This window comes from Pseudomonas sp. MH9.3 (assembly GCF_034354675.1).
In the GTDB taxonomy this organism is placed as follows: domain Bacteria; phylum Pseudomonadota; class Gammaproteobacteria; order Pseudomonadales; family Pseudomonadaceae; genus Aquipseudomonas.
The window spans coordinates 3,690,285-3,714,339 of sequence record NZ_CP133785.1 but is presented as its reverse complement, the minus strand read 5'-3'; the positions used below and the strand labels follow the sequence as shown (position 1 = coordinate 3,714,339).

The window sequence follows — 24,055 nt, the reverse complement described above, 5'->3', positions numbered from 1 at the left end:
CTGCGATGCTCGAATCCCTGGAAAAAATGCTCGCCAAGGGCGTGGATAATTCACTGCTGCGCTTTGGCTTGGGCAAGGGTTATCTGGACTTGAAGGACAATGCCCGCGCGGCTGAGCATCTGCATAAATGCGTTGAGTTCGATCCAAAGTATTCAGCGGCGTGGAAGTTGTTGGGCAAGGCCCATGCAGGCTTGGGTGATAGCGCTGCAGCGCGGCTGGCGTGGGAGAAGGGCATCGAAGCGGCTCAGGCCCATGGCGACAAGCAGGCCGAAAAAGAGATGACGGTGTTCCTGAAGAAACTCGACCGCCAGATTTAACCGGAACCCAATGTGGGAGGGGGCTTGCTCCCGATAGCGGGGTGTCAGCCAATCTATGTCTAGCTGACAGACCGCCATCGGGAGCAAGCCCCCTCCCACACTGGTTTTGTACCTACCTTGAATCAATACCAGCGCGCTTCACCCGGCGGGCGTTTCTTGAAGCGCTTCATGCTCCACATGTACTGGCTCGGGTAGGCGCCGACATAACGCTCCACCACTTTGCTCATCGCCGCGCAGGACGTGGCGGTGTCGGTGCTGTACATGTCTTCGGGCGCCGCTTCCAGGATCACTTTGTAGCCCGAGCCATCCGGCAGGCGCAGGGCGTGCAGGAACACGCCCACCGCTTTGTGGCCTGCCAGCATGTTCGGCACGAACTTGCTGGTCAGCGCCTGGGTAGCGAAGAACGGCACGAAAATCCCGGCCGATTCCGCCGGCTCGGGGTCCGCAGGGATGCCCACCTGGCCGCCTTTACGCACTTCCTTGATCACGCTGAGAATGCCTTCCTTGGTCGACGCCGCCACGCGGTTGCCCAGCTGTACGCGCTGTTTGCGCAGCAGATCATCCACCGCCTTGAGCTTGGGCGGACGATAGAAAATGATCGGTTTGCATTGGCTGCAATAGAAGTGATTGAGCACTTCCCAGTTGCCCAGGTGGCTGGTGATGCCGACCACGCCTTTGCCCGATGCCAGCGCCTGGTGCAGCACCTCCAGGCCCTCGACCTCCCGCACCAGATCGATGGAGCGCTGCGCCGGCCAGATCCAGGCGCAGGCGCTTTCGGTGAGGGACTTGCCGATGTCCATGAGGCTGCGGCCCACCAGTTGCTCGCGCTCGGCGGGGTCCATGGCCGGGAAGCACTTGGCGAGGTTGATCCGCACCGTGTCGCGGGAGCGGTTGGGGGTTTTCCACATGATCCAGCCAATGGCCGTGCCGACAGCCTGGACAGCGCGCCAGGGCAGCAGGGCAAACAATCGCAGAGCGCCTACCAGCAAGGCGCCTTTAAACTTTTCCACAGGTCACTCCTGATCGTGTGTGGTGCGCAAAGCCGGCATTCTAACCGGCGTTGGCCAGGTCCGCGTAACGGTCGCAGTCCACGGTGTGGTCCATGACCATGCCCGAGGCCTGCATGAACGCGTAGCAGATGGTCGGGCCGACAAAGGTGAAACCGGCTTTCTTCAAGGCTTTGCTCATGGCTTCGGCCTGCGGCGTAATCGCCGGGACCTCACTGCGGTCCTTGAAATGATTGACCTTGGGCGCGCCGTCGACAAACGACCACAACCACTGCACCGGGTCTTCCAGCGCCAGCCAGGCCGCGGCATTGCGGCGGGTGGCGTTGAGCTTGAGACGGTTGCGCACAATGCCCGGGTCGAGCATCAGCGTGTCGATTTCAGCATCGCTCAACTGCGCCAAGCGCTGCGCGTCAAAGCCGAACAACACCTTTCGGTAGTGTTCACGCTTGCGTAAAACCGTGATCCAGGACAGGCCTGCCTGGAACCCTTCGAGCAAAAGCAACTCGAACAAGCCCTGCGCATCGCGCAGCGGCGTTCCCCACTCCTGATCGTGATAAGCCATGTACAGCGGATCTTCAGAACACCAAAAGCAGCGTGGCATAAGGCTCCAGGGGATGGTGGCGCGGCCGAATCGGGTATACTCCCGCTCTTTAAATCGCAGCCCAAGTAACAGGTGAATTTCGTGAGCCAGCCTACGCCAGCCGTGCGTACCTTCCAAGACTTGATCCTCGCCCTCCAGCAATACTGGGCCGAGCAAGGTTGTGTGGTACTTCAGCCCTACGATATGGAAGTAGGCGCCGGCACTTTCCACACCGCCACCTTCCTGCGGGCCATTGGCCCGGAAACCTGGAACGCCGCTTATGTGCAGCCCAGTCGTCGCCCGACTGACGGCCGCTACGGCGAAAATCCGAACCGTCTGCAGCACTACTACCAGTTCCAGGTGGTGTTGAAGCCGAACCCGGACAACTTTCAGGAACTGTACCTGGGCTCGCTCAAGCATGTGGGCCTGGACCCACTGGTGCACGACATCCGTTTCGTCGAAGACAACTGGGAGTCGCCAACCCTGGGCGCCTGGGGCCTGGGCTGGGAAGTCTGGCTCAACGGCATGGAAGTGACGCAGTTCACCTACTTCCAGCAGGCCGGCGGCATCGAATGCTACCCGGTCACCGGCGAAATCACCTACGGCCTCGAGCGCCTGGCCATGTACCTGCAAGGCGTGGACTCGGTCTACGACCTGGTGTGGGCAGACGGCCCGTTCGGCAAGGTGACCTACGGCGACGTGTTCCACCAGAACGAAGTGGAGCAGTCCACCTACAACTTCGAACACGCCAACGTCGAGAAGCTGTTCGAACTGTTCGACTTCTATGAAAGCGAAGCCAAGCGCCTGATCGAACTCGACCAGCCGCTGCCATTGCCAAGCTATGAAATGGTGTTGAAGGCGTCCCACACCTTCAACCTGCTGGACGCCCGCCGTGCCATCTCGGTGACCGCGCGCCAGCAATACATCCTGCGTGTGCGCACCCTGGCGCGTTCCGTCGCCCAAGCCTACCTGCTGGCTCGCGCCAAGCTGGGCTTCCCGATGGCTACCCCGGACCTGCGTGATGAAGTGTTGGCTAAGCTGGAGGCTGCACAATGAGTGCTCAAGATTTTTTGGTTGAACTGGGCACCGAAGAGCTGCCACCCAAGGCACTCAACACCCTGGCCGATGCATTCCTGGCTGGTATCGAGAAAGGCCTGCAAAGCGCCGGCCTGAAGTTTGAAGCGAAGAAAGTCTACGCCGCGCCGCGCCGTCTGGCCGTGCTGCTGACCGCGCTGGAAACCCAGCAGCCGGACCGCAGCATCAACCTCGACGGCCCACCGCGTCAGGCGGCTTTCGATGCTGAAGGCAATCCGACTCAAGCGGCCCTCGGGTTTGCCAAGAAGTGTGGCGTCGAGCTGAGCGAGATCGACCAGAGCGGCCCGAAACTGCGGTTCAGCCAGGTGATCACCGGCAAGCCGACCGCCAGCCTGTTGCCGACCATCGTTGAAGATTCCCTGAATGACCTGCCGATTCCCAAGCGCATGCGCTGGGGGGCGCGCAAGGAAGAGTTCGTGCGCCCAACCCAGTGGCTGGTGATGCTGCTCGGTGACCAGGTCATCGACTGCACGATCCTCGCCCAGAAGGCAGGCCGTGATTCCCGTGGTCATCGCTTCCACCATCCTGAAGCCGTGCGCATCACCTCACCGGCCAACTACGCCACTGACCTGCGTGCCGCCTACGTGCTGGCAGACGCCAATGAGCGTCGCGAACTGATCAGCAAGCGCACCGAAGAGCTGGCCCGCCTGCAGGAAGGCACCGCCATCGTGCCGCCAGGCCTGCTCGACGAAGTGACCGCGCTGGTGGAATGGCCGGTGCCGCTGGTGTGCTCGTTCGAGGAACGTTTCCTCGATGTGCCACAGGAAGCGCTGATCACCACCATGCAGGACAACCAGAAGTATTTCTGCCTGCTGGATGCGGACGGCAAATTGCTGCCGCGCTTTATCACCGTAGCCAACATCGAAAGTACGGACCCGCAGCAGATCATCGCCGGCAACGAGAAAGTCGTCCGCCCGCGCCTGACCGACGCCGAATTCTTCTTCAAGCAAGACAAGAAGCAGAAGCTCGAAGACTTCAACCTGCGCCTGCAGAACGTGGTGTTCCAGGAAAAACTCGGCAGCGTCTACGACAAGGCCGTGCGCGTTTCCAAACTGGCGGCCTACATTGCCCAGCGCATTGGCGGCGATGCAGCCTGGGCGGCGCGTGCCGGCCTGCTGTCCAAGTGCGACCTGGCCACCGAGATGGTCGGCGAGTTCCCTGAGATGCAAGGCGTGGCGGGTTACTACTACGCCCTCAACGACGGCGAGCCGGGCGATGTGGCGCTGGCACTGAACGAGCAGTACATGCCGCGCGGTGCTGGCGCCGAACTGCCAACCACCCTCACCGGTGCGGCCGTGGCCATCGCCGACAAGCTGGACACCCTCGTCGGTATCTTCGGTATCGGCATGCTGCCCACCGGCAGCAAAGACCCGTATGCCCTGCGCCGTGCTGCCCTGGGCGTGCTGCGTATCCTGATCGACAAGAAGCTGGACCTCGACCTGACTCAGGCCGTGGTGTTTGCTGTCGGCCAGTTCGGCGCCAAGGTCAAGCAGGCTGGTCTGGCCGAGCAAGTGCTGGAGTTCGTGTTCGACCGCCTGCGTGCGCGTTACGAAGACGAAGGCGTGGACGTTTCCGTGTACCTGTCGGTGCGTGCCCTTCAACCAGGTTCGGCACTGGACTTCGATCAGCGTGTGCAAGCCGTACAGGCCTTCCGCAAGTTGCCCGAAGCCAATGCGCTGGCCGCCGTGAACAAGCGTGTGTCCAATCTACTGGGCAAGGCCGACAACCTCGGCACCGCCGAAGTCGACCCGGGCCTGTTTGCCGATGCCAAGGAGTTCTCGCTGAACTCGGCCATCGCCAAGGCAGAAAACGCGGTGAAGCCGCTGATCGCCGAACGCAACTACGCCGAAGCGCTTGCGCGTCTGGCCACCCTGCGTGAGCCGGTGGATGCGTTCTTCGAAGCGGTGATGATCAATGCCGAAGATGCCGGTGTGCGGAAAAACCGCTACGCCATGCTGGCGCGTCTGCGTGGACTGTTTATCAACATCGCTGACATTTCCGTACTGGGCTGATCATGTTGAAACTGCTGATTCTCGATCGGGACGGGGTGATCAATTACGACTCCGACGCTTACATCAAATCGGTGGCTGAATGGATACCACTGCCCGGCTCGATCGAGGCCATCGCGCAGTTGAGCAAGGCCGGCTGGACGGTGGCAATCGCCACCAACCAGTCCGGCATCGCCCGCGGCTATTACGACATTGCCACCCTGGACGCCATGCACGCGCGCCTGCGCACGTTGGTGGCCGAGCAGGGCGGTGAGGTGGGGCTGGTGGTGTACTGCCCCCACGGGCCGGACGTGGGCTGCGACTGCCGCAAACCCAAGCCTGGCATGTTGAAAATCATTGCAGAACATTACAAGGTACCGTTGGCTGGGATATGGTTCGTCGGGGACAGCCTCGGTGACCTGGAGGCGGCCAAGGCCGTCGACTCTCAGCCAGTTTTGGTGAAGACCGGGAAAGGCGAAAAGACCCAGGCGAAAAACCTGCCGGTAGGCACCTTGATTTTTGACGATCTGGCGGCGGTTGCCGCAGAACTTATCAACAACTAGCAGCAGCCCTCGACTTCCTGGCCAAGGACTGTTCGGGAGTGCGCTTTAAACAGGCGGGCCGTGTCCCGCAACGGTAAATGCCGCCATGTCGATTTTGCAGGCCATCAGAACCTTTTTCTTTTACCTGCTGTTGGGCACCAGTTCCTTTCTCTGGTGCACCCTGAGCTTTTTTATCGCGCCTTTCCTGCCATTCAAGGCGCGCTACCGCTTCATCAACGTCTATTGGTGCCGCTGCGCGTTGTGGCTGTCCAAGGTGTTCCTGAACATCCGTTTCGAGGTCAAGGGCGCAGAGAATGTGCCGGATCAGCCTTGCGTGATTCTGTCGAACCACCAGAGCACCTGGGAGACTTTCTTCCTGTCGGCGTACTTCTCGCCGTTGAGTCAGGTGCTCAAGCGTGAGTTGCTCTACGTACCGTTCTTTGGGTGGGCGATGGCGATGCTGCGTCCGATCGCCATCGATCGCGATAATCCCAAGGCCGCGCTCAAACATGTGGCCAAAAAAGGTGATGAGCTGCTCAAGGACGGTGTGTGGGTGCTGATCTTCCCCGAAGGCACTCGCGTGCCCTATGGCACCGTGGGAAAATTTTCACGCGGTGGCACCGCGCTGGCGGTCAACGCCAACCTGCCGGTGCTGCCGATTGCGCATAACGCCGGCAAGTTCTGGCCGAAAACTGGCTGGGCCAAACGCCCAGGCACTATCACCGTAGTGATCGGTGAACCGATGTATGCCGAAGGCGAGGGCCCGCGTGCCATTGCGGCGCTGAATGAGCGTGCGCAGGCGTGGAACCAGGCGCAACAGAGGGCAATGGGTTCGTTGCCACCCGAGCCCATCGTGGTGGATACGCCAGTGATATGAGGTTCTGTGGATAACCTGTGTACGGTTTGTTGGCTAATCGGCTTTTTATGCATATAAATATCTGATTTATATACATATTTCATCAGCCAATAAAAAAGCGAAAAACGTGCATAAGTTTTTTCGGCATTAAAAAACCGGTCCTTGTGACCGGTTTTTTATGCACAGGACAAAAGCTGTCTCAGAAGTCATCCAGCAGGGGAAGGCGCAGACTGAAGGTAGTGCCTTTGCCAAGGGTACTTTCGCAACTGATATGCCCTTTATGCCGTTCAACGACCGCCCTGACCATGGTCAGTCCCAAACCGAGGCCCTCACTGCCCTGAGCGGACTCGAAGCGCCGGTACTGGCTGAACAGCTCGGGCAAATCTTCGGCCGCGATACCTGCACCCTGATCGCTGATATGGCATTCCAGCCAGCCCAGAGTGCTACTGTGGCGCAATCTTACGGTGGTGCCGGAAGGAGAATATTTGATCGCGTTCTCCAGCACGTTGAACAACGCCCGGGTAAGCAGCGATTGATCGGCTGACACCATGCCGTCGTCAGCCTCGTCCAGGTCATGGAGCAGGTGGATGCCCTTGAGTTGAGCGATCACTGCCACTTGATCGAACGCATCCATCACCAGCATCGCGAACAGGGTCGGCTGGAAGTGATAACCATCGGCCTCGGCTTTGGCCAACTGAACAAATGACTCAGTGAGGTTCAGGGCGCGTCGCACCTGTTGCTCGATCTGGGCGAATACCGGGGAAGCACCGCTGTGTATATCCAGCAGCGCAAGAATCGCCGAATGGGGCGCACGCAGGTCATGGGACAGGAAGCGCAGCATGGTTTCCCGGTGCTGCTGGGCCTCGCGTTCTTTGCTCAGGTCGGTCAGGCTCAGCAACCAGCCCAAGGCGACATCACCTTCTGCAGGTAGCAAAGGCGCAATCTCCATGCGCAAGCTGCGTTGGTGGATATCGCGAAACTCAACGAGTTCGAGCGCCGAAAGGGCAGGGCGCACGCCATTGTGCAGGGGCGGGTAACCCAGGTCCGCCAGTTGCTCAAGCAAATTGTGGCTCACCAGCTCATTGCCGAATACTTCCCGGGCAATGCGGTTGGCCAGCAGGATACTGCCCCGCGGATCAGTAATCAGTGTCGCCACCGGCAAACATTCCAGGCCATCGGCCATGAAGCGGCGGGTGTCACGCGTACGGCTGACGGCCTGCTCGAGCGCAAAGATCCGTCCCTGCAACACATCCCCCTTACTGGCAGGCGCACGGCGGCGTTCCGGCAGCACTTTGGGTTCATCATCCAGGCGCGCCAGCTCCCAGCCGAAATAGGCGAGCACCGCACTCAAACGGCGCCAATTCCAGATCAGGTAGCTGAGCAGCAATCCAATCAGGCAGGCGCCAGGCGACCACCAATGGCCCATGCGCAACAGGGCCAATGAGCCAAACACTGCAGTGGCCATGCAACCCAGCGTCATCCACGACGCGTATCGCGGCCGGTAGAGCAATAGACCGAGCAGCAAGGCCACCAGCGAGGTCGACATCAGTGCTGCCAGCCAACCGGGCACCTGCGCGATAGTGCGCCCACGCAGCAGACCACCCAGTACGTCGGCCTGAATCTGCATGTCGGCAGAGGACAGCGCGGCGAGCCTGCGAAGGCCGTCATACAACGGATTGTCGAGGGCAAGGAATGGGTTAAGGGATAGATAGGCTGTGAGAGGCAACAACAGTAGGCCTATCCAAAGCCACTCGCGAACCAGGCCGTTGAACAAGCGTTGGGCGTGGGTGGGTTGGCGCTTTTCCGGCTGGCCCCATAGCTTCATCGGTTGGCCACCGCAGGCCGACATATAGATGGCAGGCGTGTGATAAGGAATGTCATAGACCTCGGTTTCTCCTTCCAGGCCATGCTCGTCGCAAGCCAACAAGTGGGCGTGATTTGAACCCAGTGAAACGTATTTCCAGTTCACTGAATAGGCTATTCGATACGGGCGTATCGAACCCTCCCGATAATGTGTCGGCCGAACCTTTTACTTGCCAGCAGTAGTCGGTATCTTTCCTACACGCGCTCGAGGATTTAGTCCTTGAAGCAGCGTATCGCCAGAAGCTGAGGGCCGTTCAATCTGACCACAATTATTCAGATTCAACGTCCCGCATCTGCGCAGTATGTGCCCCTGTTTGTGTGGGGCCGTCAGTTGCTGTATTTCTTGTGAAGGGACCCACACCATGCGTGTCGCGATATTGGATGACGAGCCCGCTGAGTTACGCCGGGTGGAACAGACACTGCGACAGATCCCCCGGCCATCGGACCAGCCGTGGTCTGTGCATTGCTTCGAGCGGGGAGAAGACCTGCTGCGCCAACTGCGTCGGGAAAACTTCGATCTGTTGATACTCGACTGGCAATTGCCCGATATCACCGGTATCGCACTGCTGCGCTGGACCCGTGAACACATGGAATCACCGCCTGCGGTAATCATGCTTACCAGCCGCGATGCCGAGAGCGATATCGTCGCCGCGCTAAACAGCGGTGCCGATGACTACCTGAGCAAGCCCTTTCGCCCCAATGAACTTAAAGCTCGAGTCACCGCCGTGCTGCGCCGCCATGGCCTGCAAAAATCCGCGACGCCTGAGGTGCAAAGCTTTAACGACCTGACTTTTGACGACGCCCAACTCACCGTGACCCGAGCGGGTAAGCCCATCAACCTGACCGAACGTGAGTACCGTCTGGCCAACTGCTTGTTCGCTAACCTGGCACGGCCGTTATCCCGCGAATACTTGTACGAGCGGTTCTGGACCCATGAAGAGATGGTGTCGTCACGGCCATTGGACACACACATCTATCGCCTGAGAAACAAGCTGGGGCTGACGGCGGATCGCGGGTGGCAACTGTTGACGATCTACGGGTATGGGTATCGGTTGGAGAGTGTGGGCGTGGCGTCTGAAGGGTAAAAATCGGGATGTTCCACGTGGAGCATTTGGTAAAGACGAGGTAATAAAAAAGGCCAACGCTGAGCGTTGGCCTTTTTCGTACGGGTTTGCCTGATCAGAAATCCAGGTTGGAAACCGCCAGAGCATTGCTTTCGATGAAGTCACGACGAGGTTCAACTGCATCACCCATCAGGGTGTTGAAGATTTGATCCGCGCCAATGGCGTCCTCGATGGTTACGCGCAGCATGCGACGCTGAGCCGGGTCCATGGTGGTTTCCCACAATTGATCCGGGTTCATTTCGCCCAGACCTTTGTAGCGCTGGATAGTGTGGCGTTTGGTGCTTTCAGTCATCAACCAGTCCAAGGCTTCCTTGAACTCCTTGACGGCTTTCTTGCGCTCGCCACGCTGAATGTAAGCGCCATCGTCCAGCAGAGTGCTCAGTTGCGCGCCCAGAGTGACCACAGTCTTGTAGTCGTTACTACCGAAGAAGTCGCGGTTGAACGTGACGTAGTTCGACAGCCCATGGGAGATGAGTTCGACCTCTGGCAGCCAGACGTTACGTTCACGGTCCTCACGCAAGCTGGCTTTGTATACCAGGCCAGACTTCTCGACGGTGCGCAGGCGGGCTTCGTACTGCGCCAACCACGCCTGCATGTGTGCGTGATCGCCCAGCTGCTCCAGGCTGATCGATGGCAGGTAGATGAAGTGCTCGGTCAGTTCCTGAGGGTACAGACGCGACAAGCGCTTGAGCGTCTTCATCACCATGCGGAAGTCGTTTACCAGGCGCTCCAGCGACTCACCGGAGATGCCCGGTGCTTCGTCGTTCAAGTGCAGGCTCGCATCTTCCAGCGCCGACTGCGTCATGTACTCTTCCATGGCGTCGTCGTCTTTGATGTATTGCTCTTGCTTGCCCTTCTTGACCTTGTACAGCGGCGGCTGGGCGATGTAGATGTAACCGCGCTCGATCAGCTCCGGCAACTGACGGAAGAAGAAGGTCAGCAGCAGGGTACGGATGTGCGAACCGTCGACGTCGGCATCGGTCATGATGATGATGTTGTGGTAGCGCAGCTTGTCGATGTTGTATTCATCGCGGCCAATACCGCAACCCAGCGCCGTGATCAGGGTGCCGACTTCCTGAGAGGAAATCATCTTGTCGAAGCGCGCCTTCTCGACGTTGAGGATCTTGCCCTTCAACGGCAGGATAGCCTGGGTGCGACGGTTACGGCCCTGCTTGGCGGAACCGCCAGCAGAGTCACCTTCCACCAGGTACAGCTCGGAGAGGGCAGGGTCCTTCTCCTGGCAGTCAGCCAGTTTGCCGGGCAGTCCAGCGATATCCAGTGCGCCTTTACGGCGGGTCATCTCACGGGCTTTACGCGCCGCTTCACGGGCCCGCGCAGCGTCGATCATTTTGCCGACAACCAGCTTGGCTTCGTTCGGGTTTTCCAGCAGGAAGTCGGAGAAGTACTTGCCCATCTCCTGTTCCACGGCGGTCTTCACTTCGGAAGATACCAGCTTGTCTTTGGTCTGGGAGCTGAACTTGGGGTCCGGCACTTTTACCGAGATGATTGCAGTCAGGCCTTCACGCGCATCGTCGCCAGTGGTGGCGACTTTATGCTTCTTGGCCAAACCTTCAGCTTCGATATAAGTGTTGAGGTTACGCGTCAGTGCCGAGCGGAAACCTACCAGGTGAGTACCGCCATCGCGCTGTGGAATGTTGTTGGTGAAACACAACAGGTTCTCGTTGAAACTGTCGTTCCACTGCAGGGCGATTTCCACGCCGATACCGTCGTCGCGCTGGATGTTGAAGTGGAATACCTGGTTGACCGCAGTCTTGTTGGTGTTCAGGTATTCAACGAATGCACGCAGGCCGCCTTCGTACTTGAACAGCTCTTCCTTACCGCTGCGCTCATCTTTGAGGACGATACCCACACCGGAGTTCAAGAACGACAGTTCGCGAATCCGCTTGGCCAGGATGTCCCAGCTGAAATGGATGTTTTTAAAGGTTTCATCAGACGGTTTGAAGTGGATCTGCGTACCCGTGGTCTCACTGTCGCCAACGATTTTCATCGGCTCCTGTGGAACACCATGGACGTAGGTCTGCTCCCAGATTTTGCCGCTGCGGCGTACTGTCAGGATCAGCTCTTCGGACAGCGCGTTCACTACTGACACGCCTACACCGTGCAAACCGCCGGAAACCTTATAGGAGTTGTCGTCGAACTTACCGCCAGCATGCAGCACGGTCATAATGACCTCGGCTGCCGATACGCCTTCTTCTTTATGCACATCGACCGGAATACCGCGACCATTGTCGCGCACGGTGATGGATTCATCCGGATGGATGATGATGCTGATGTCGTCGCAGTGACCGGCCAGAGCTTCGTCGATGGAGTTGTCGACCACCTCGAACACCATGTGGTGCAAACCGCTGCCATCATCGGTGTCGCCAATGTACATACCGGGACGTTTGCGTACGGCATCCAAACCTTTCAGCACTTTGATGCTGGTCGAGTCGTACGTTCTTTCTTCGCTCATGCCTTCACTCCCGATGGTCGTGGGTCTGGGTGATACGGCCTTGTTCCACGTGGAACAAAGCGACTGGCGTTTCCGTCTGCCAGCCTTCCCTCAATAATTCGTGGTCTACACAGGTGATAAACACCTGGCAGCGTAAGTCTTCCAACAAGCGGCATAGCGCGCGGCGATGTTGCTCGTCGAGTTCGGACGGCAAGTCATCCACCAGATAAATACACTGCCCGCGTCGGGCCTGGCTGACCAAGTGCCCCTGAGCAATACGCAGTGCGCACACCACCAACTTCTGCTGACCCCGCGACAGTATGTCTGCGGCATTGTGTGCACCTAATCTAAGGCGCAAGTCAGCGCGTTGTGGGCCGGCCTGGGTGTGGCCAATTTGCTGATCACGTTGCAGGGAGGTTGCAAGCACTGCACTCAGCTCACGCTCTTTGTCCCAACCACGGTAGTAGCTCAGCGTCAGCCCCTCGAGTTCCAGCAACTCACTCAAGGTCTGCTCAAAGACTGGTTTCAAGGCTTTGATATAGGCGCGGCGGTATTCATCGATTTCGTCGCTGGCCAGGCACAGTTCACGGTCCCAAGCCGCCTGCGAAGCGGCGTCAAGTGTACCATGCCGCAGCCATGAGTTCCGCTGCCGCAGGGCCTTCTGCAGACGCTGCCACGTGGCCATAAACCGTGGTTCCACGTGGAACACGCCCCAGTCGAGGAACTGTCGGCGGATTTTTGGTGCGCCCTCCAATAACCGGAAGCTGTCGGGATTGATCAATTGCAATGGCAGGATTTCGGCAAGTTGCGCGGCACTGCGTGCATTCTGCCCATCGATGCGAATTTGAAAGTCGCCGCCCCGATCACGGGAGATCCCCAAGGCGCTATGCCCACCTTCCGCCAATTCGACCTGGCCAAACACGGTGCACGCCAATTGCTCGTATTGGATCACCGGCAGCAGTCGCGCACTGCGAAACGAACGGGCGAGCCCCAGCAAGTGAATAGCTTCCAGCACGCTGGTTTTGCCACTGCCGTTGGCGCCATGGAGGATATTGATGCGAGGGGAGGGAGAGAAGGTCACCGGGTGCAGATTGCGCACCGCGGTGACCGAGACACGACTGAGGGACATCTAGCTTGCGCTGAGCATGATTACAGACGCATCGGCATAACAACGTAAGCCGAGTCGTCGTTATCGGATTCTTGCACCAGGGCGCTGCTGTTGGAGTCCGACAGGATCAGGCGAACCTGTTCAGTAGTCATCACACCCAGCACGTCCAGCAGGTAGCTCACGTTGAAACCTATCTCGAGCGAGCCACCGTTGTAGTCAACGCCCACTTCCTCTTCCGCTTCTTCCTGCTCCGGGTTATTCGCCTGGATCTTCAATTGGCCGTTTGCCAACTGCAGGCGGATGCCGCGGTACTTCTCGTTCGACAAAATCGCCGTGCGGCTGAAAGCTTCACGCAGGGCCTGACGGTCACCGAGTACCAGCTTGTCACCCCCCTTAGGCAGTACGCGCTCGTAGTCCGGGAACTTGCCGTCGACCAGCTTGGAGGTAAAGGTGAATTCGCCAGTGGTGGCGCGGATATGGTGCTGACCGAGAACAATGCTGACGATACCGTCCGGCTCGGTCAGCAGGCGCGCCAACTCCAGAATACCTTTACGCGGCACGATCACCTGGTGGCGATCCGGCTGACCGATATCGGCACGCATCGAGCACATTGCCAGGCGGTGTCCGTCGGTGGCCACGGCGCGGATGATACCTTCCGAGACTTCCAGCAGCATACCGTTGAGGTAGTAGCGTACGTCCTGCTGGGCCATGGCGAAGCTGGTGCGTTCGATCAAACGACGCAGCTTGCTCTGCTCCAGACTGCAGGTCAGCGAGCCCGGGCCTTCTTCCACGGTAGGGAAGTCATTGGCTGGCAACGTCGACAGGGTAAAGCGGCTGCGGCCGGCCTTGACCACCAGCTTCTGCTCATCGACCTTGATATCGATCAGCGCATCGTTCGGCAGGCTTTTGCAGATGTCCATCAGCTTGCGTGCCGGCACGGTGATCTCGCCAGGTTCGGCAGGCTCTTCGAGCTGCACGCGCCCAACCAGTTCGACTTCCAGGTCGGTACCGGTCAGAGACAATTGCTGGCCTTCGACCACCAGCAATACGTTGGAGAGCACCGGCAAGGTCTGTCGGCGCTCGACGACGCCTGCGACCAGTTGCAGGGGTTTCAACAGGGCTTCGCGTTGAATGGTGAAATGCATGGTCTAGTCCCTTGCCTTAATAAGCTGCGCTGGTGACATCACGTCGTGAGCGTACGCAGCAGGTTCTTGTAGTCCTCGCGAATATCCGCGTCGGATTCCTTAAGTTCATTGATCTTTCGGCAGGCGTGCAGGACGGTCGTGTGGTCGCGACCGCCAAACACATCACCGATTTCCGGCAGGCTGTGGTTGGTCAACTCCTTGGAGAGGGCCATGGCCACCTGACGCGGGCGCGCCACAGAGCGCGAACGGCGCTTGGACAGCAGGTCGGAAATCTTGATCTTGTAGTACTCGGCCACAGTGCGCTGAATGTTATCCACACTCACCAGTTTGTCCTGCAATGCCAACAGGTCTTTCAGGGACTCGCGGATCAGCTCGATGGTGATATCGCGGCCCATGAAGTGCGAGTGCGCGATGACCCGCTTGAGCGCGCCTTCGAGTTCACGCACGTTGGAGCGGATACGCTGGGCGATGAAGAAGGCCGCATCGTGGGGCAGATCAACTTTTGCCTGATCGGCCTTTTTCATCAGGATCGCCACACGGGTTTCCAGCTCCGGCGGCTCAACTGCAACGGTCAGGCCCCAGCCGAATCGCGACTTCAAGCGTTCTTCCAGACCTTCGATCTCCTTCGGATAACGGTCGCTGGTCAGGATGACCTGCTGACCGCCTTCGAGCAGGGCGTTGAAGGTATGGAAAAACTCTTCCTGTGAACGTTCCTTGCGCGCAAAGAATTGAATGTCATCGATCAGCAAAGCGTCAACGGAGCGATAGAAGCGCTTGAACTCGTTGATTGCATTGAGCTGCAAAGCCTTGACCATGTCGGCCACGAAGCGCTCCGAGTGCAGGTATACAACCTTGGCATTCGGGTTCTTCTTTAACAGATGGTTGCCGACTGCATGCATCAAGTGGGTCTTACCCAAGCCAACCCCGCCATACAGAAAAAGCGGGTTATAGCCGTGCTTGGGATTATCCGCGACCTGCCAGGCGGCCGCGCGCGCCAACTGGTTGGACTTGCCTTCAACGAAGTTCTCGAAGGTGAAGGTACGGTTGAGGTAGCTGGTGTGCTTGAGCGCACCTTCGACCTGCACCGTGCGCTGTTCGGCACGTACCGGCGCTTGCTGGGAAGCGGCGCCAGCCATCGGGTCAAAGCTGTCGCGAGACGGCTCTTCATTTATGGGCGCGTTTTTCTGCGACGCGGGTTTTGAAGCCGCCTGCGCAACCGGTGCCGCCAAGTTATTAACAGGGGCCGCAGCGGCCTGAGCCTGCGAGGCACTCGCCGCGAGCGGAGCATTCGGTGCAGCACGAGGTACAGAGCTGCGTTTGCTGCCTATCAATAAGGAGAGCACGGGCGCGATACCGTTGCCGTGTTCGTCGAGCAACTCGAGCACACGGCCCAGGTACTTTTCGTTGACCCAGTCGAGAACAAAACGATTAGGCGCATAGACACGCAACTCGTCGCCTTCGGCTTCGACCTGTAGTGGACGGATCCAGGTGTTGAATTGCTGGGCAGGCAGCTCTTCGCGCAAAAGCTCTACGCACTGCTGCCAAAGTTCCACTGACACGGATATCCCCTAAGTTGAAAGCCGGTGAGGCAAAAACAGCCGCCATTGTAGCGGCCAGCCGCCCACTTATCCACATGTAGGTTGCTCACAGACAACCCAAAATCAACGCCTTATCTGTAAAAAAGAAGACAGATGGTCTGTGCATAAGCTCTGTGGATAAGCGCCCCTGAGCCCGTTGTACAAGTGGGGGTGAAAGTCTGTGAGTAACTGGCCTGTGGATAAAACCGTCTTCCACCCACAGCTTATCCGACAGCGCAGCACAGGAAGGACACCGTTTTCCCCTGTAGTTGTCATCCTCTGTACATCACGTGAAATATGGGCTTGGGGCAGTTATCCACAGATAGACGCTGGCCTAGCTTTTATAAGCTTTACAGAAAAGCTTTAAATAACTTCCTTCTTTATATTTATATCTATGCCACTGCTCGTCGACGCCACTCACACGGAAAAGCCCAAACGGGCTGGCGAGATCTAATTAAAGGAAAAGCTGGTTGGAAATTGACCTAGAGCCTTGCTTTCTCTAGAATCGCCGGTCTCTTAAAACGGGGGCCATTCCGGCCCGTTGTGGACGAACCAGGTAACAACGCCATGAAACGTACTTTCCAACCAAGCACCATCAAACGCGCCCGCACTCACGGTTTCCGTGCTCGCATGGCTACCAAGAACGGCCGTGCTGTCCTGTCGCGTCGCCGCGCCAAAGGTCGTGCGCGTCTGGCAGTTTGATAATCCGGTACTGGTGGTGAGTCAGGACTTCAGTCGGGAAAAGCGTCTGCTTACCCCCCGGCACTTCAAGGCAGTCTTTGACTCCCCCACCGGCAAGGTTCCGGGGAAAAATCTCCTGCTCCTTGCGCGTAACAACGATCTTGATCACCCACGTCTCGGGTTGGTGATCGGCAAGAAGAGCGTAAAGCTCTCCGTTGAGCGCAATCGCCTCAAGCGTCTGATGCGCGAATCGTTTCGCCTCCACCAGGACACTCTGGTTGGTTGGGATATTGTTATCGTCGCGCGCAAAGGCTTGGGGGATGTAGAAAACCCCGAATTGATTCAGCATTTCGGCAAGCTATGGAAGCGTCTGGCGCGTACCCACAAACCAGCACCAGCAGTCGTCGAAACTGTAGGGGTAGACAGCCTTGATGCGTAAACTGGCCATCGTTCCGATCCAGTTTTACCGCTATGCCATTAGTCCTCTGATGGCCAACCACTGTCGTTTCTACCCCAGCTGTTCCTGCTACGCGTTAGAGGCCATAGAAAATCATGGTCTTCTGCGCGGTGGCTGGCTGACCTTTCGTCGTTTAGGTCGCTGTCATCCGTGGAATGCCGGTGGTTATGACCCGGTTCCACCTATCCCTACCTCCCGTTCTTCTTCGATGGCCGAGTAATCATGGATATTAAACGCACGATCCTGATCGTCGCCCTGGCAATCGTGTCCTACGTCATGGTCCTTAAGTGGAACCAGGACTATGGCCAGGCTGCCCTGCCGACTCAGAATGTTGCTACCAATCAGGCTGCGCCGGCTATTCCGGACACCCCGCTGGGTAACAATGCGTCCGCGAGTGCCGATGTTCCCAGCGCGAATGGCGAGACTGCCGCACCTCTTGAAACGCCAGTGGTCACCAACAAAGACCTCATCCACGTGAAAACGGATGTGCTTGACCTGGCTATCGATCCACAAGGTGGTGATATCGCGCAGTTGAAACTGCCGCTGTATCCACGTCGCCAGGACCATCCGGATGTGCCGTTCCAACTGTTCGATAACGGTGGTGAGCGCACGTATCTGGCACAAAGCGGCCTGACCGGCACCAATGGTCCGGATGCACGTGCTACCGGTCGTCCGGTTTATTCGACCGAACAGAAGAGTTATCAACTGGCCGATGGCCAGAATCAGTTGAATGTCGACCTGAAATTCAGCCTCGATGGCGTCAACTACATCAAGCGCTTCAGCTTTACCCGCGGCCTGTACGACTTGAAGGTCACTTACCTGATCGACAACGAAAGTGCCAAACCGTGGACCGGCAACCTGTTTGCCCAGCTCAAGCGTGATGGCAGCTCCGATCCTTCTTCCAGCACCGCCACCGGCACCGCGACTTACCTGGGCGCAGCCCTGTGGACAAGTGGCGAGCCGTACAAAAAAGTGTCGATGAAAGATATCGACAAGGGCGCACTGAAAGAAAATGTTCAGGGTGGCTGGGTAGCCTGGCTGCAACACTACTTCGTGACCGCCTGGATTCCGAACAAGGCTGAAGCCAATCTGGTTCAGACGCGTAAGGACAGCCAGGGTAATTACATCATTGGTTTTACCGGCCCGGCGTTGACCGTGGCGCCAGGTGCCAAGGCTGAAACCAGCGCTACCCTGTACGCCGGTCCGAAAAGCCAGGCAGTGCTCAAAGAGTTGTCCCCAGGTCTGGAACTGACCGTGGACTACGGCATTCTGTGGTTCATTGCTCAGCCGATCTTCTGGCTGCTGCAACATATCCACAGCATTGTGGGTAACTGGGGCTTCTCGATCATCTTCCTGACCATGCTGATCAAAGGGATTTTCTTCCCTCTGTCGGCCGCCAGCTACAAGTCGATGGCGCGCATGCGTGCCGTGGCGCCGAAGCTGGCTGCTCTGAAAGAGCAACATGGTGATGACCGGCAGAAAATGTCGCAGGCCATGATGGAGCTGTACAAGAAAGAGAAGATCAACCCGCTGGGTGGATGCTTGCCGATTCTGGTGCAGATGCCGGTATTCCTGTCGCTGTATTGGGTACTCCTGGAAAGCGTCGAAATGCGCCAGGCGCCGTTCATGCTGTGGATAACTGACCTGTCGATCAAGGACCCGTTCTTTATCCTGCCGATCATCATGGGCGCGACCATGTTTATCCAGCAGCGCTTGAACCCGACTCCGCCGGACCCGATGCAGGCGAAGGTAATGAAAATGATGCCTATCATCTTCACCTTCTTCTTCCTCTGGTTCCCAGCTGGTCTGGTGCTGTACTGGGTGGTCAACAACGTGTTGTCGATCTCTCAACAGTGGTACATCACGCGTAAAATCGAAGCGGCTACCAAAAAAGCCGAAGCGTAATTTACTCTGTGGGTAACCACTCAAGACGCCCCCTAGTGGGGCGTTTTGCTTTCCGTCATTTTTGTTCTGGAACCTGCTGATGAGCGCACCTCGTGAAACCATCGCTGCCGTTGCGACCGCTCAAGGTCGCGGCGGTGTCGGTATCGTTCGAATTTCCGGGCCGCTCGCCGGCAGGGCGGCACAGGCAATCAGCGGCCGCGAGCTGAAGCCACGCTATGCCCATTACGGTCCGTTCCTCGACGCCGACAACAGCGTGCTGGATGAAGGCCTTGCCCTCTATTTCCCGGGGCCCAACTCATTCACCGGTGAAGATGTCCTGGAGCTGCAGGGACACGGCGGTCCGGTGGTACTGGATATGCTGTTGCAACGTTGCCTGCAGCTGGGTTGTCGTCTGGCTCGCCCGGGCGAGTTCAGCGAACGTGCCTTTCTCAACGACAAACTAGACTTGGCCCAGGCTGAAGCGATTGCCGACCTGATCGAGGCAAGTTCCGCACAAGCTGCCCGGAACGCTTTGCGCTCGTTGCAGGGTGCTTTCTCGCTGCGCGTGCATAACTTGACTGAGCAACTGATCAGCCTGCGTATCTACGTTGAAGCAGCAATTGATTTCCCGGAAGAAGAAATCGACTTCCTTGCCGACGGCCATGTTCTTGCGATGCTCGATAAGGTTCGTGAAGAGTTATCCACAGTACTGCGCGAAGCGGGGCAGGGCGCCTTGCTGCGCGATGGCATGACGGTGGTAATTGCCGGGCGTCCGAATGCCGGCAAGTCGAGCCTGCTCAATGCACTTGCAGGGCGTGAAGCTGCCATCGTTACCGAGATTGCCGGCACTACGCGGGATATTCTGCGCGAACATATCCACATCGATGGCATGCCATTACACGTGGTTGACACCGCCGGGCTGCGCGACACCGACGACCAGGTGGAAAAAATTGGCGTGGAACGGGCGCTCAAGGCAATCGGCGAAGCGGACCGCGTGCTGCTGGTCGTGGACGCCACGGCGCCGGAAGCTGTGGATCCTTTTGCCTTGTGGCCCGAGTTCCTCGAACAACGGCCGGACCCAGCCAAGGTCACCTTGATCCGTAACAAGGCAGACCTCACGGGCGAAGCCATCGCAATGGAGACCAGCGAGGATGGCCACGTCACGATCAGCCTGAGTGCGAAATCAGCGGGTGAGGGGCTGGAACTGCTACGTGACCACCTCAAAGCCTGCATGGGCTACGAACAGACCTCGGAAAGCAGCTTCAGCGCTCGCCGCAGGCACCTGGAGGCGCTGCGCCATGCCAGCGCGGCGTTGGAGCACGGCCGGGCACAGCTGACCCTGGCGGGCGCCGGTGAGCTATTGGCGGAGGATTTGCGTCAAGCGCAGCAGCTGTTGGGTGAGATCACCGGCGCGTTCAGCTCCGATGACTTACTCGGACGGATTTTCTCCAGCTTCTGCATCGGTAAATAAACCTTACGCCGACTCCAGACAGGCCATTCGTGCCTGTCTGCTGCGCTCGTTTCAGAGCACTCCACCTCAAAACCTGAATTTCTATCGATAGGCACGGCATTTTCGTGGGCGCTATTTGCGCTTTGCGCTGCTTTTCTGTGGATTAAGCCCTGTGAATAACCCTACCTGTGCCCAGTTGATAACAGGGCTCAAAAACTGCGTATAAGGGCGGCTGTGGATAACCAGCTGTTTAATCCACAGGCTTAGCGCAGTTATCCAAGGGCCTCATTGGCACCTGACCACAGACTTTTGAATCGCTATACACAACGTGAATAAAGGGCTGTAGAGATCTATCCACAGAAAACATGCTCAGTAGAAATAAACATAAAAACAAAGATTTAATAAATTTCTCTCTTTTAATTTCTATTGTCCGTGATTCATCCACAGCTGGTTAAATTTTGTGCAAAGGGTTCTTTAGGGAAGGCTAAGTCCCTATACTTGCCGCCAAGCTCAAAAACTCTTTCAACCAACAATTCCTGATTACCTACATAAGCAGGCACGAGGTGCGTGGTGGATTTCCCTTCCCGTTTTGAAGTGATCGTCATCGGCGGCGGTCATGCCGGTACCGAGGCAGCACTGGCGTCAGCACGCATGGGTGTTAAAACCCTGCTGCTCACGCACAACGTGGAAACCCTCGGCGCCATGAGTTGCAACCCCGCCATTGGCGGGATTGGCAAAAGCCATCTGGTCAAGGAAATCGATGCCCTGGGTGGCGTCATGGCCATGGCTACCGACAAGGGTGGTATTCAATTTCGCGTGCTCAACAGCCGCAAGGGCCCGGCCGTGCGTGCCACCCGGGCACAAGCTGACCGCATCCTGTACAAAGCGGCAGTACGTGAAACCCTGGAAAACCAGCCGAACCTGTGGATATTTCAACAGGCCGCCGATGACCTGATCGTCGAGCAGGACGTGGTGAAAGGGGTTGTCACCCAAATGGGCCTGCGTTTCTTCGCAGAGTCCGTGGTGCTGACCACCGGGACGTTCCTCGGCGGACTTATCCACATCGGTATGCAGAACTATTCCGGTGGACGCGCGGGTGATCCTCCCTCGATTGCCCTGGCAAAACGCCTGCGTGAATTGCCGCTGCGGGTCGGTCGCCTTAAAACCGGAACCCCGCCGCGTATCGACGGGCGCTCCGTGGATTTCTCGGTGATGACCGAACAGGCTGGCGATACACCGATTCCGGTGATGTCGTTCATGGGCTCCAAGGAGCAGCACCCCAAGCAGGTGAGCTGCTGGATCACTCACACCAATGCGCGCACCCACGAAATCATCGCAGCCAACCTTGATCGCTCGCCGATGTACTCCGGTGTGATCGAAGGCATCGGTCCGCGGTATTGCCCGTCGATCGAAGACAAGATCCACCGCTTTGCCGACAAGGAAAGCCACCAGGTCTTCATCGAGCCCGAAGGCTTGACCACACACGAGCTGTACCCCAACGGGATTTCCACTTCCCTGCCGTTCGATGTGCAAATCCAGATCGTGCAGTCGATTCGTGGCATGGAGAACGCGCACATCGTGCGCCCCGGCTACGCCATCGAGTACGACTACTTCGACCCGCGCGATTTGAAATACAGCCTGGAAACCAAAGTGATCGGCGGGCTGTTTTTCGCCGGGCAAATCAACGGCACCACCGGTTACGAAGAAGCCGGCGCCCAGGGTTTGCTGGCAGGGACCAACGCTGCGCTGCGTGCACAGGGCAAAGACAGCTGGTGCCCGCGTCGCGATGAGGCGTATATCGGCGTGCTGGTTGACGACCTGATTACCCTGGGCACCCAGGAACCGTACCGGATGTTTACTTCTCGGGCCGAATACCGCCTGATCCTGCGTGAAGACAACGCAGATCTGCGCCTGACCGAGAAAGGCCGCGAGCTGGGCCTGGTCGATGATGCGCGTTGGGCCGCGTTCTGCAAGAAACGCGAAAGCATCGCGCTCGAAGAACAACGGCTGAAAAGCACCTGGGTTCGCCCGGGTACCGAGCAGGGCGATGCGATCGCCGAAAAATTCGGCACGCCTTTGACCCACGAATACAACTTGCTCAACCTGCTGTCACGTCCGGAAATCGACTATGCCGGCCTGGTCGAAGTGACCGGCCAGGGCGCAGAAGATCCGCAGGTTGCCGAGCAGGTCGAGATCAAGACCAAGTACGCCGGTTACATCGATCGTCAGCAGGACGAGATCGCTCGTCTGCGCGCCAGTGAGAACACCAGACTGCCTGTGGATATCGACTACACCGGGATTTCCGGGCTGTCCAAGGAAATTCAAGGCAAACTGGGGATAACTCGGCCGGAAACCCTCGGCCAGGCGTCACGCATTCCCGGTGTCACCCCGGCAGCCATTTCGCTGTTGATGATTCATTTGAAAAAACGCGGCGCGGGCCGTCAGTTGGAGCAAAGCGCTTGAGTTCGTTGGTCACCTCGCAACACGCCGAAGAGTTATCCACAGGTGCTCGCCAGTTGGGCGTTGACCTGACCCCGGCCCAGCACGACTTGCTGCTGGGCTACCTGGCCCTGTTGATCAAATGGAACAAGGCGTACAACCTCACGGCAGTACGTGATCCTGACGAAATGGTCTCGCGTCATTTGCTCGACAGTCTGAGTGTGATGCCATTCATCAAGAATGGGCGCTGGCTCGATGTAGGCAGTGGCGGCGGTATGCCAGGCATTCCGCTGGCCATCCTGTTTCCCGAGTCGCAGGTCACCTGCCTGGACAGCAATGGCAAGAAGACCCGCTTCCTCACCCAGGTCAAACTCGAACTCAAGCTGGATAACCTGCAGGTTATCCACAGCCGCGTCGAAGCCTTCACGCCTGAACAGCCATTCAACGGAATTGTTTCCCGGGCATTCAGCAGCATGGAGAACTTCAGCAACTGGACCCGCCATTTGGGCGACCTCGATACGCGCTGGCTGGCAATGAAGGGCGTCCATCCAAGCGATGAGCTGTTAGCATTGCCGGCGGACTTCCACCTCGATAGCGAACACGCCCTGGCCGTACCCGGTTGCCAAGGCCAACGCCATCTGCTGATACTGCGCCGCACGGCATGATTGGGAACACAAGCAAGAATGGCTAAGGTATTCGCGATAGCGAACCAGAAAGGTGGCGTGGGTAAGACCACCACCTGCATCAACCTCGCAGCATCGCTGGTCGCGACTAAGCGCCGCGTGCTGTTGATCGATCTCGATCCACAGGGCAACGCCACCATGGGTAGCGGTGTGGATAAACACGGCCTGGAAAACTCGGTCTACGACTTGCTGATTGGCGAGTGTGACTTGACCCAGGCCATGCACTATTCCGAGCACGGCGGTTATCAACTGCTGCCGGCCAACCGCGATTTGACCGCAGCGGAAGTGGTGCTGCTGGAAATGCAGATGAAAGAAAGCCGTCTGCGCAGCGCCCTGGCGCCGATTCGCGAGAACTACGATTACATTCTGATCGACTGCCCACCGTCGCTGTCGATGCTCACGCTCAACGCGCTGGTGGCGGCTGACGGGGTGATTATCCCCATGCAGTGCGAGTACTACGCGCTGGAAGGATTGAGCGACCTTGTGGATAACATCAAGCGTATCGCCGAGTTGCTCAATCCGAACCTGCAGATCGAAGGGCTGCTGCGCACGATGTTCGACCCGCGCCTGAGCCTGATGAACGATGTGTCGGCCCAGCTCAAGGAACACTTTGGCGAGCAGCTGTACGACACGGTGATCCCGCGTAACATCCGCTTGGCCGAAGCCCCTAGTTACGGCATGCCGGCGCTGGCGTATGACAAATCATCGCGCGGTGCCATTGCCTATCTGGCCCTGGCCGGCGAGATGGTCCGCCGTCAACGCCGCAACCCACGCACCGCTGTTGCCCAGCCAACTTAAGGAATCCCC

Annotated in this window: 21 protein-coding genes; 14 read left to right on the top strand and 7 right to left on the bottom strand. The window is 58.1% G+C overall.

The features are described 5' to 3' along the window. The first annotated feature begins 5 nt into the window (after positions 1–5). Positions 6–317, top strand: a complete 312-nt coding sequence (locus RHM60_RS16520; RefSeq protein ID WP_209986705.1) for a hypothetical protein — start codon at positions 6–8, stop codon at positions 315–317. Positions 318–439: 122 nt separating this feature from the next. Here the strand turns inward: RHM60_RS16520 and RHM60_RS16515 are convergent, their stop codons facing one another. Together RHM60_RS16515 and RHM60_RS16510 are read right to left on the bottom strand one after the other, a co-directional pair. Next, positions 440–1,327: a lysophospholipid acyltransferase gene (locus tag RHM60_RS16515; RefSeq protein WP_322212225.1), complete on the bottom strand. Its 888-nt coding sequence runs from the start codon at positions 1,325–1,327 to the stop codon at positions 440–442. Positions 1,328–1,367: 40 nt separating this feature from the next. Then, complete coding sequence (locus RHM60_RS16510) at positions 1,368–1,925, bottom strand: DNA-3-methyladenine glycosylase I (protein ID WP_209986699.1); 558 nt, start codon at positions 1,923–1,925, stop codon at positions 1,368–1,370. An 81-nt stretch (positions 1,926–2,006) separates the two neighbouring features. Here RHM60_RS16510 and glyQ point away from each other — a divergent pair, with 81 nt between their 5' ends. From glyQ to RHM60_RS16490, 4 genes are all read left to right on the top strand, one after another. After that, positions 2,007–2,960, top strand: a complete 954-nt coding sequence (glyQ, locus tag RHM60_RS16505; RefSeq protein WP_003213601.1) for a glycine--tRNA ligase subunit alpha — start codon at positions 2,007–2,009, stop codon at positions 2,958–2,960. After that, complete coding sequence (gene glyS, locus RHM60_RS16500; protein ID WP_209986696.1) at positions 2,957–5,011, top strand: glycine--tRNA ligase subunit beta; 2,055 nt, start codon at positions 2,957–2,959, stop codon at positions 5,009–5,011. The genes glyQ and glyS overlap by 4 nt, the downstream gene beginning before the upstream one ends. After that, positions 5,011–5,550 (top strand): D-glycero-beta-D-manno-heptose 1,7-bisphosphate 7-phosphatase, encoded by a 540-nt coding sequence (gmhB, locus tag RHM60_RS16495; RefSeq protein ID WP_322214634.1) that lies wholly within the window; start codon positions 5,011–5,013, stop codon positions 5,548–5,550. Before glyS ends, gmhB begins: the two co-directional genes overlap by 1 nt. Before the next feature lie 85 nt (positions 5,551–5,635). Further along, positions 5,636–6,406, top strand: a complete 771-nt coding sequence (locus tag RHM60_RS16490) for a lysophospholipid acyltransferase family protein (protein WP_209986693.1) — start codon at positions 5,636–5,638, stop codon at positions 6,404–6,406. Positions 6,407–6,584: 178 nt separating this feature from the next. Here the strand turns inward: RHM60_RS16490 and RHM60_RS16485 are convergent, their stop codons facing one another. Next, on the bottom strand, positions 6,585–8,210 hold the full coding sequence (locus RHM60_RS16485; protein ID WP_322214633.1) for a sensor histidine kinase: 1,626 nt from the start codon (positions 8,208–8,210) through the stop codon (positions 6,585–6,587). A 400-nt stretch (positions 8,211–8,610) separates the two neighbouring features. Between RHM60_RS16485 and RHM60_RS16480 the strand changes: the two genes are divergently transcribed. Beyond that, complete coding sequence (locus RHM60_RS16480; protein ID WP_209986691.1) at positions 8,611–9,333, top strand: response regulator transcription factor; 723 nt, start codon at positions 8,611–8,613, stop codon at positions 9,331–9,333. 94 nt (positions 9,334–9,427) lie between these two features. Here the strand turns inward: RHM60_RS16480 and gyrB are convergent, their stop codons facing one another. From gyrB to dnaA, 4 genes are read right to left on the bottom strand one after another with little or no spacing between them, the layout of a single operon-like run. Next, entirely contained in the window at positions 9,428–11,845 is a 2,418-nt protein-coding gene (gene gyrB, locus RHM60_RS16475; RefSeq protein WP_322212224.1) for a DNA topoisomerase (ATP-hydrolyzing) subunit B, read from the bottom strand. Between the two features lie 4 nt (positions 11,846–11,849). Further along, the gene (gene recF / locus RHM60_RS16470) at positions 11,850–12,953 is read right to left on the bottom strand and encodes a DNA replication/repair protein RecF (protein ID WP_209986685.1); all 1,104 of its coding nucleotides are present in this window, start codon (positions 12,951–12,953) and stop codon (positions 11,850–11,852) included. A 20-nt stretch (positions 12,954–12,973) separates the two neighbouring features. Next, positions 12,974–14,077, bottom strand: a complete 1,104-nt coding sequence (gene dnaN, locus RHM60_RS16465) for a DNA polymerase III subunit beta (RefSeq protein WP_209986680.1) — start codon at positions 14,075–14,077, stop codon at positions 12,974–12,976. A gap of 38 nt (positions 14,078–14,115) precedes the next feature. Continuing rightward, the gene (gene dnaA, locus RHM60_RS16460; protein WP_209986676.1) at positions 14,116–15,636 is read right to left on the bottom strand and encodes a chromosomal replication initiator protein DnaA; all 1,521 of its coding nucleotides are present in this window, start codon (positions 15,634–15,636) and stop codon (positions 14,116–14,118) included. Positions 15,637–16,221: 585 nt separating this feature from the next. On the opposite strand from dnaA, the gene rpmH reads away from it, so the two are divergent. From rpmH to RHM60_RS16420, 8 genes are all read left to right on the top strand, one after another. Next, entirely contained in the window at positions 16,222–16,356 is a 135-nt protein-coding gene (rpmH, locus tag RHM60_RS16455) for a 50S ribosomal protein L34 (RefSeq protein WP_003213577.1), read from the top strand. Positions 16,357–16,372: 16 nt separating this feature from the next. Beyond that, complete coding sequence (gene rnpA / locus RHM60_RS16450) at positions 16,373–16,774, top strand: ribonuclease P protein component (RefSeq protein ID WP_197675632.1); 402 nt, start codon at positions 16,373–16,375, stop codon at positions 16,772–16,774. Beyond that, positions 16,767–17,012, top strand: coding sequence for a membrane protein insertion efficiency factor YidD (gene yidD / locus RHM60_RS16445; protein ID WP_192298133.1), 246 nt, complete (start codon positions 16,767–16,769; stop codon positions 17,010–17,012). Before rnpA ends, yidD begins: the two co-directional genes overlap by 8 nt. Before the next feature lie 2 nt (positions 17,013–17,014). Further along, positions 17,015–18,697, top strand: a complete 1,683-nt coding sequence (yidC, locus tag RHM60_RS16440; RefSeq protein ID WP_209986673.1) for a membrane protein insertase YidC — start codon at positions 17,015–17,017, stop codon at positions 18,695–18,697. Positions 18,698–18,776: 79 nt separating this feature from the next. Next, positions 18,777–20,147: a tRNA uridine-5-carboxymethylaminomethyl(34) synthesis GTPase MnmE gene (mnmE, locus tag RHM60_RS16435; protein ID WP_322212223.1), complete on the top strand. Its 1,371-nt coding sequence runs from the start codon at positions 18,777–18,779 to the stop codon at positions 20,145–20,147. Between the two features lie 549 nt (positions 20,148–20,696). After that, positions 20,697–22,589, top strand: a complete 1,893-nt coding sequence (gene mnmG / locus RHM60_RS16430) for a tRNA uridine-5-carboxymethylaminomethyl(34) synthesis enzyme MnmG (RefSeq protein ID WP_209986669.1) — start codon at positions 20,697–20,699, stop codon at positions 22,587–22,589. After that, positions 22,586–23,230, top strand: a complete 645-nt coding sequence (gene rsmG / locus RHM60_RS16425) for a 16S rRNA (guanine(527)-N(7))-methyltransferase RsmG (RefSeq protein WP_209986667.1) — start codon at positions 22,586–22,588, stop codon at positions 23,228–23,230. The genes mnmG and rsmG overlap by 4 nt, the downstream gene beginning before the upstream one ends. Before the next feature lie 18 nt (positions 23,231–23,248). Next, the gene (locus RHM60_RS16420) at positions 23,249–24,046 is read left to right on the top strand and encodes a ParA family protein (RefSeq protein WP_209986665.1); all 798 of its coding nucleotides are present in this window, start codon (positions 23,249–23,251) and stop codon (positions 24,044–24,046) included. Positions 24,047–24,055: the final 9 nt, after the last annotated feature.

Coding starts and splice junctions, on each gene's coding strand:
- glyS (WP_209986696.1), top strand. CDS start 2,957: ATGAGTGCTCAAGATTTTTTGGTTGAACTGGGCACCGAAGAGCTGCCA.
- RHM60_RS16510 (WP_209986699.1), bottom strand. CDS start 1,925: ATGCCACGCTGCTTTTGGTGTTCTGAAGATCCGCTGTACATGGCTTAT.
- gyrB (WP_322212224.1), bottom strand. CDS start 11,845: ATGAGCGAAGAAAGAACGTACGACTCGACCAGCATCAAAGTGCTGAAA.
- RHM60_RS16485 (WP_322214633.1), bottom strand. CDS start 8,210: ATGAAGCTATGGGGCCAGCCGGAAAAGCGCCAACCCACCCACGCCCAA.
- mnmE (WP_322212223.1), top strand. CDS start 18,777: ATGAGCGCACCTCGTGAAACCATCGCTGCCGTTGCGACCGCTCAAGGT.
- rpmH (WP_003213577.1), top strand. CDS start 16,222: ATGAAACGTACTTTCCAACCAAGCACCATCAAACGCGCCCGCACTCAC.
- yidD (WP_192298133.1), top strand. CDS start 16,767: ATGCGTAAACTGGCCATCGTTCCGATCCAGTTTTACCGCTATGCCATT.
- yidC (WP_209986673.1), top strand. CDS start 17,015: ATGGATATTAAACGCACGATCCTGATCGTCGCCCTGGCAATCGTGTCC.
- recF (WP_209986685.1), bottom strand. CDS start 12,953: ATGTCCCTCAGTCGTGTCTCGGTCACCGCGGTGCGCAATCTGCACCCG.
- RHM60_RS16490 (WP_209986693.1), top strand. CDS start 5,636: ATGTCGATTTTGCAGGCCATCAGAACCTTTTTCTTTTACCTGCTGTTG.
- RHM60_RS16520 (WP_209986705.1), top strand. CDS start 6: ATGCTCGAATCCCTGGAAAAAATGCTCGCCAAGGGCGTGGATAATTCA.
- dnaN (WP_209986680.1), bottom strand. CDS start 14,077: ATGCATTTCACCATTCAACGCGAAGCCCTGTTGAAACCCCTGCAACTG.
- RHM60_RS16480 (WP_209986691.1), top strand. CDS start 8,611: ATGCGTGTCGCGATATTGGATGACGAGCCCGCTGAGTTACGCCGGGTG.
- RHM60_RS16420 (WP_209986665.1), top strand. CDS start 23,249: ATGGCTAAGGTATTCGCGATAGCGAACCAGAAAGGTGGCGTGGGTAAG.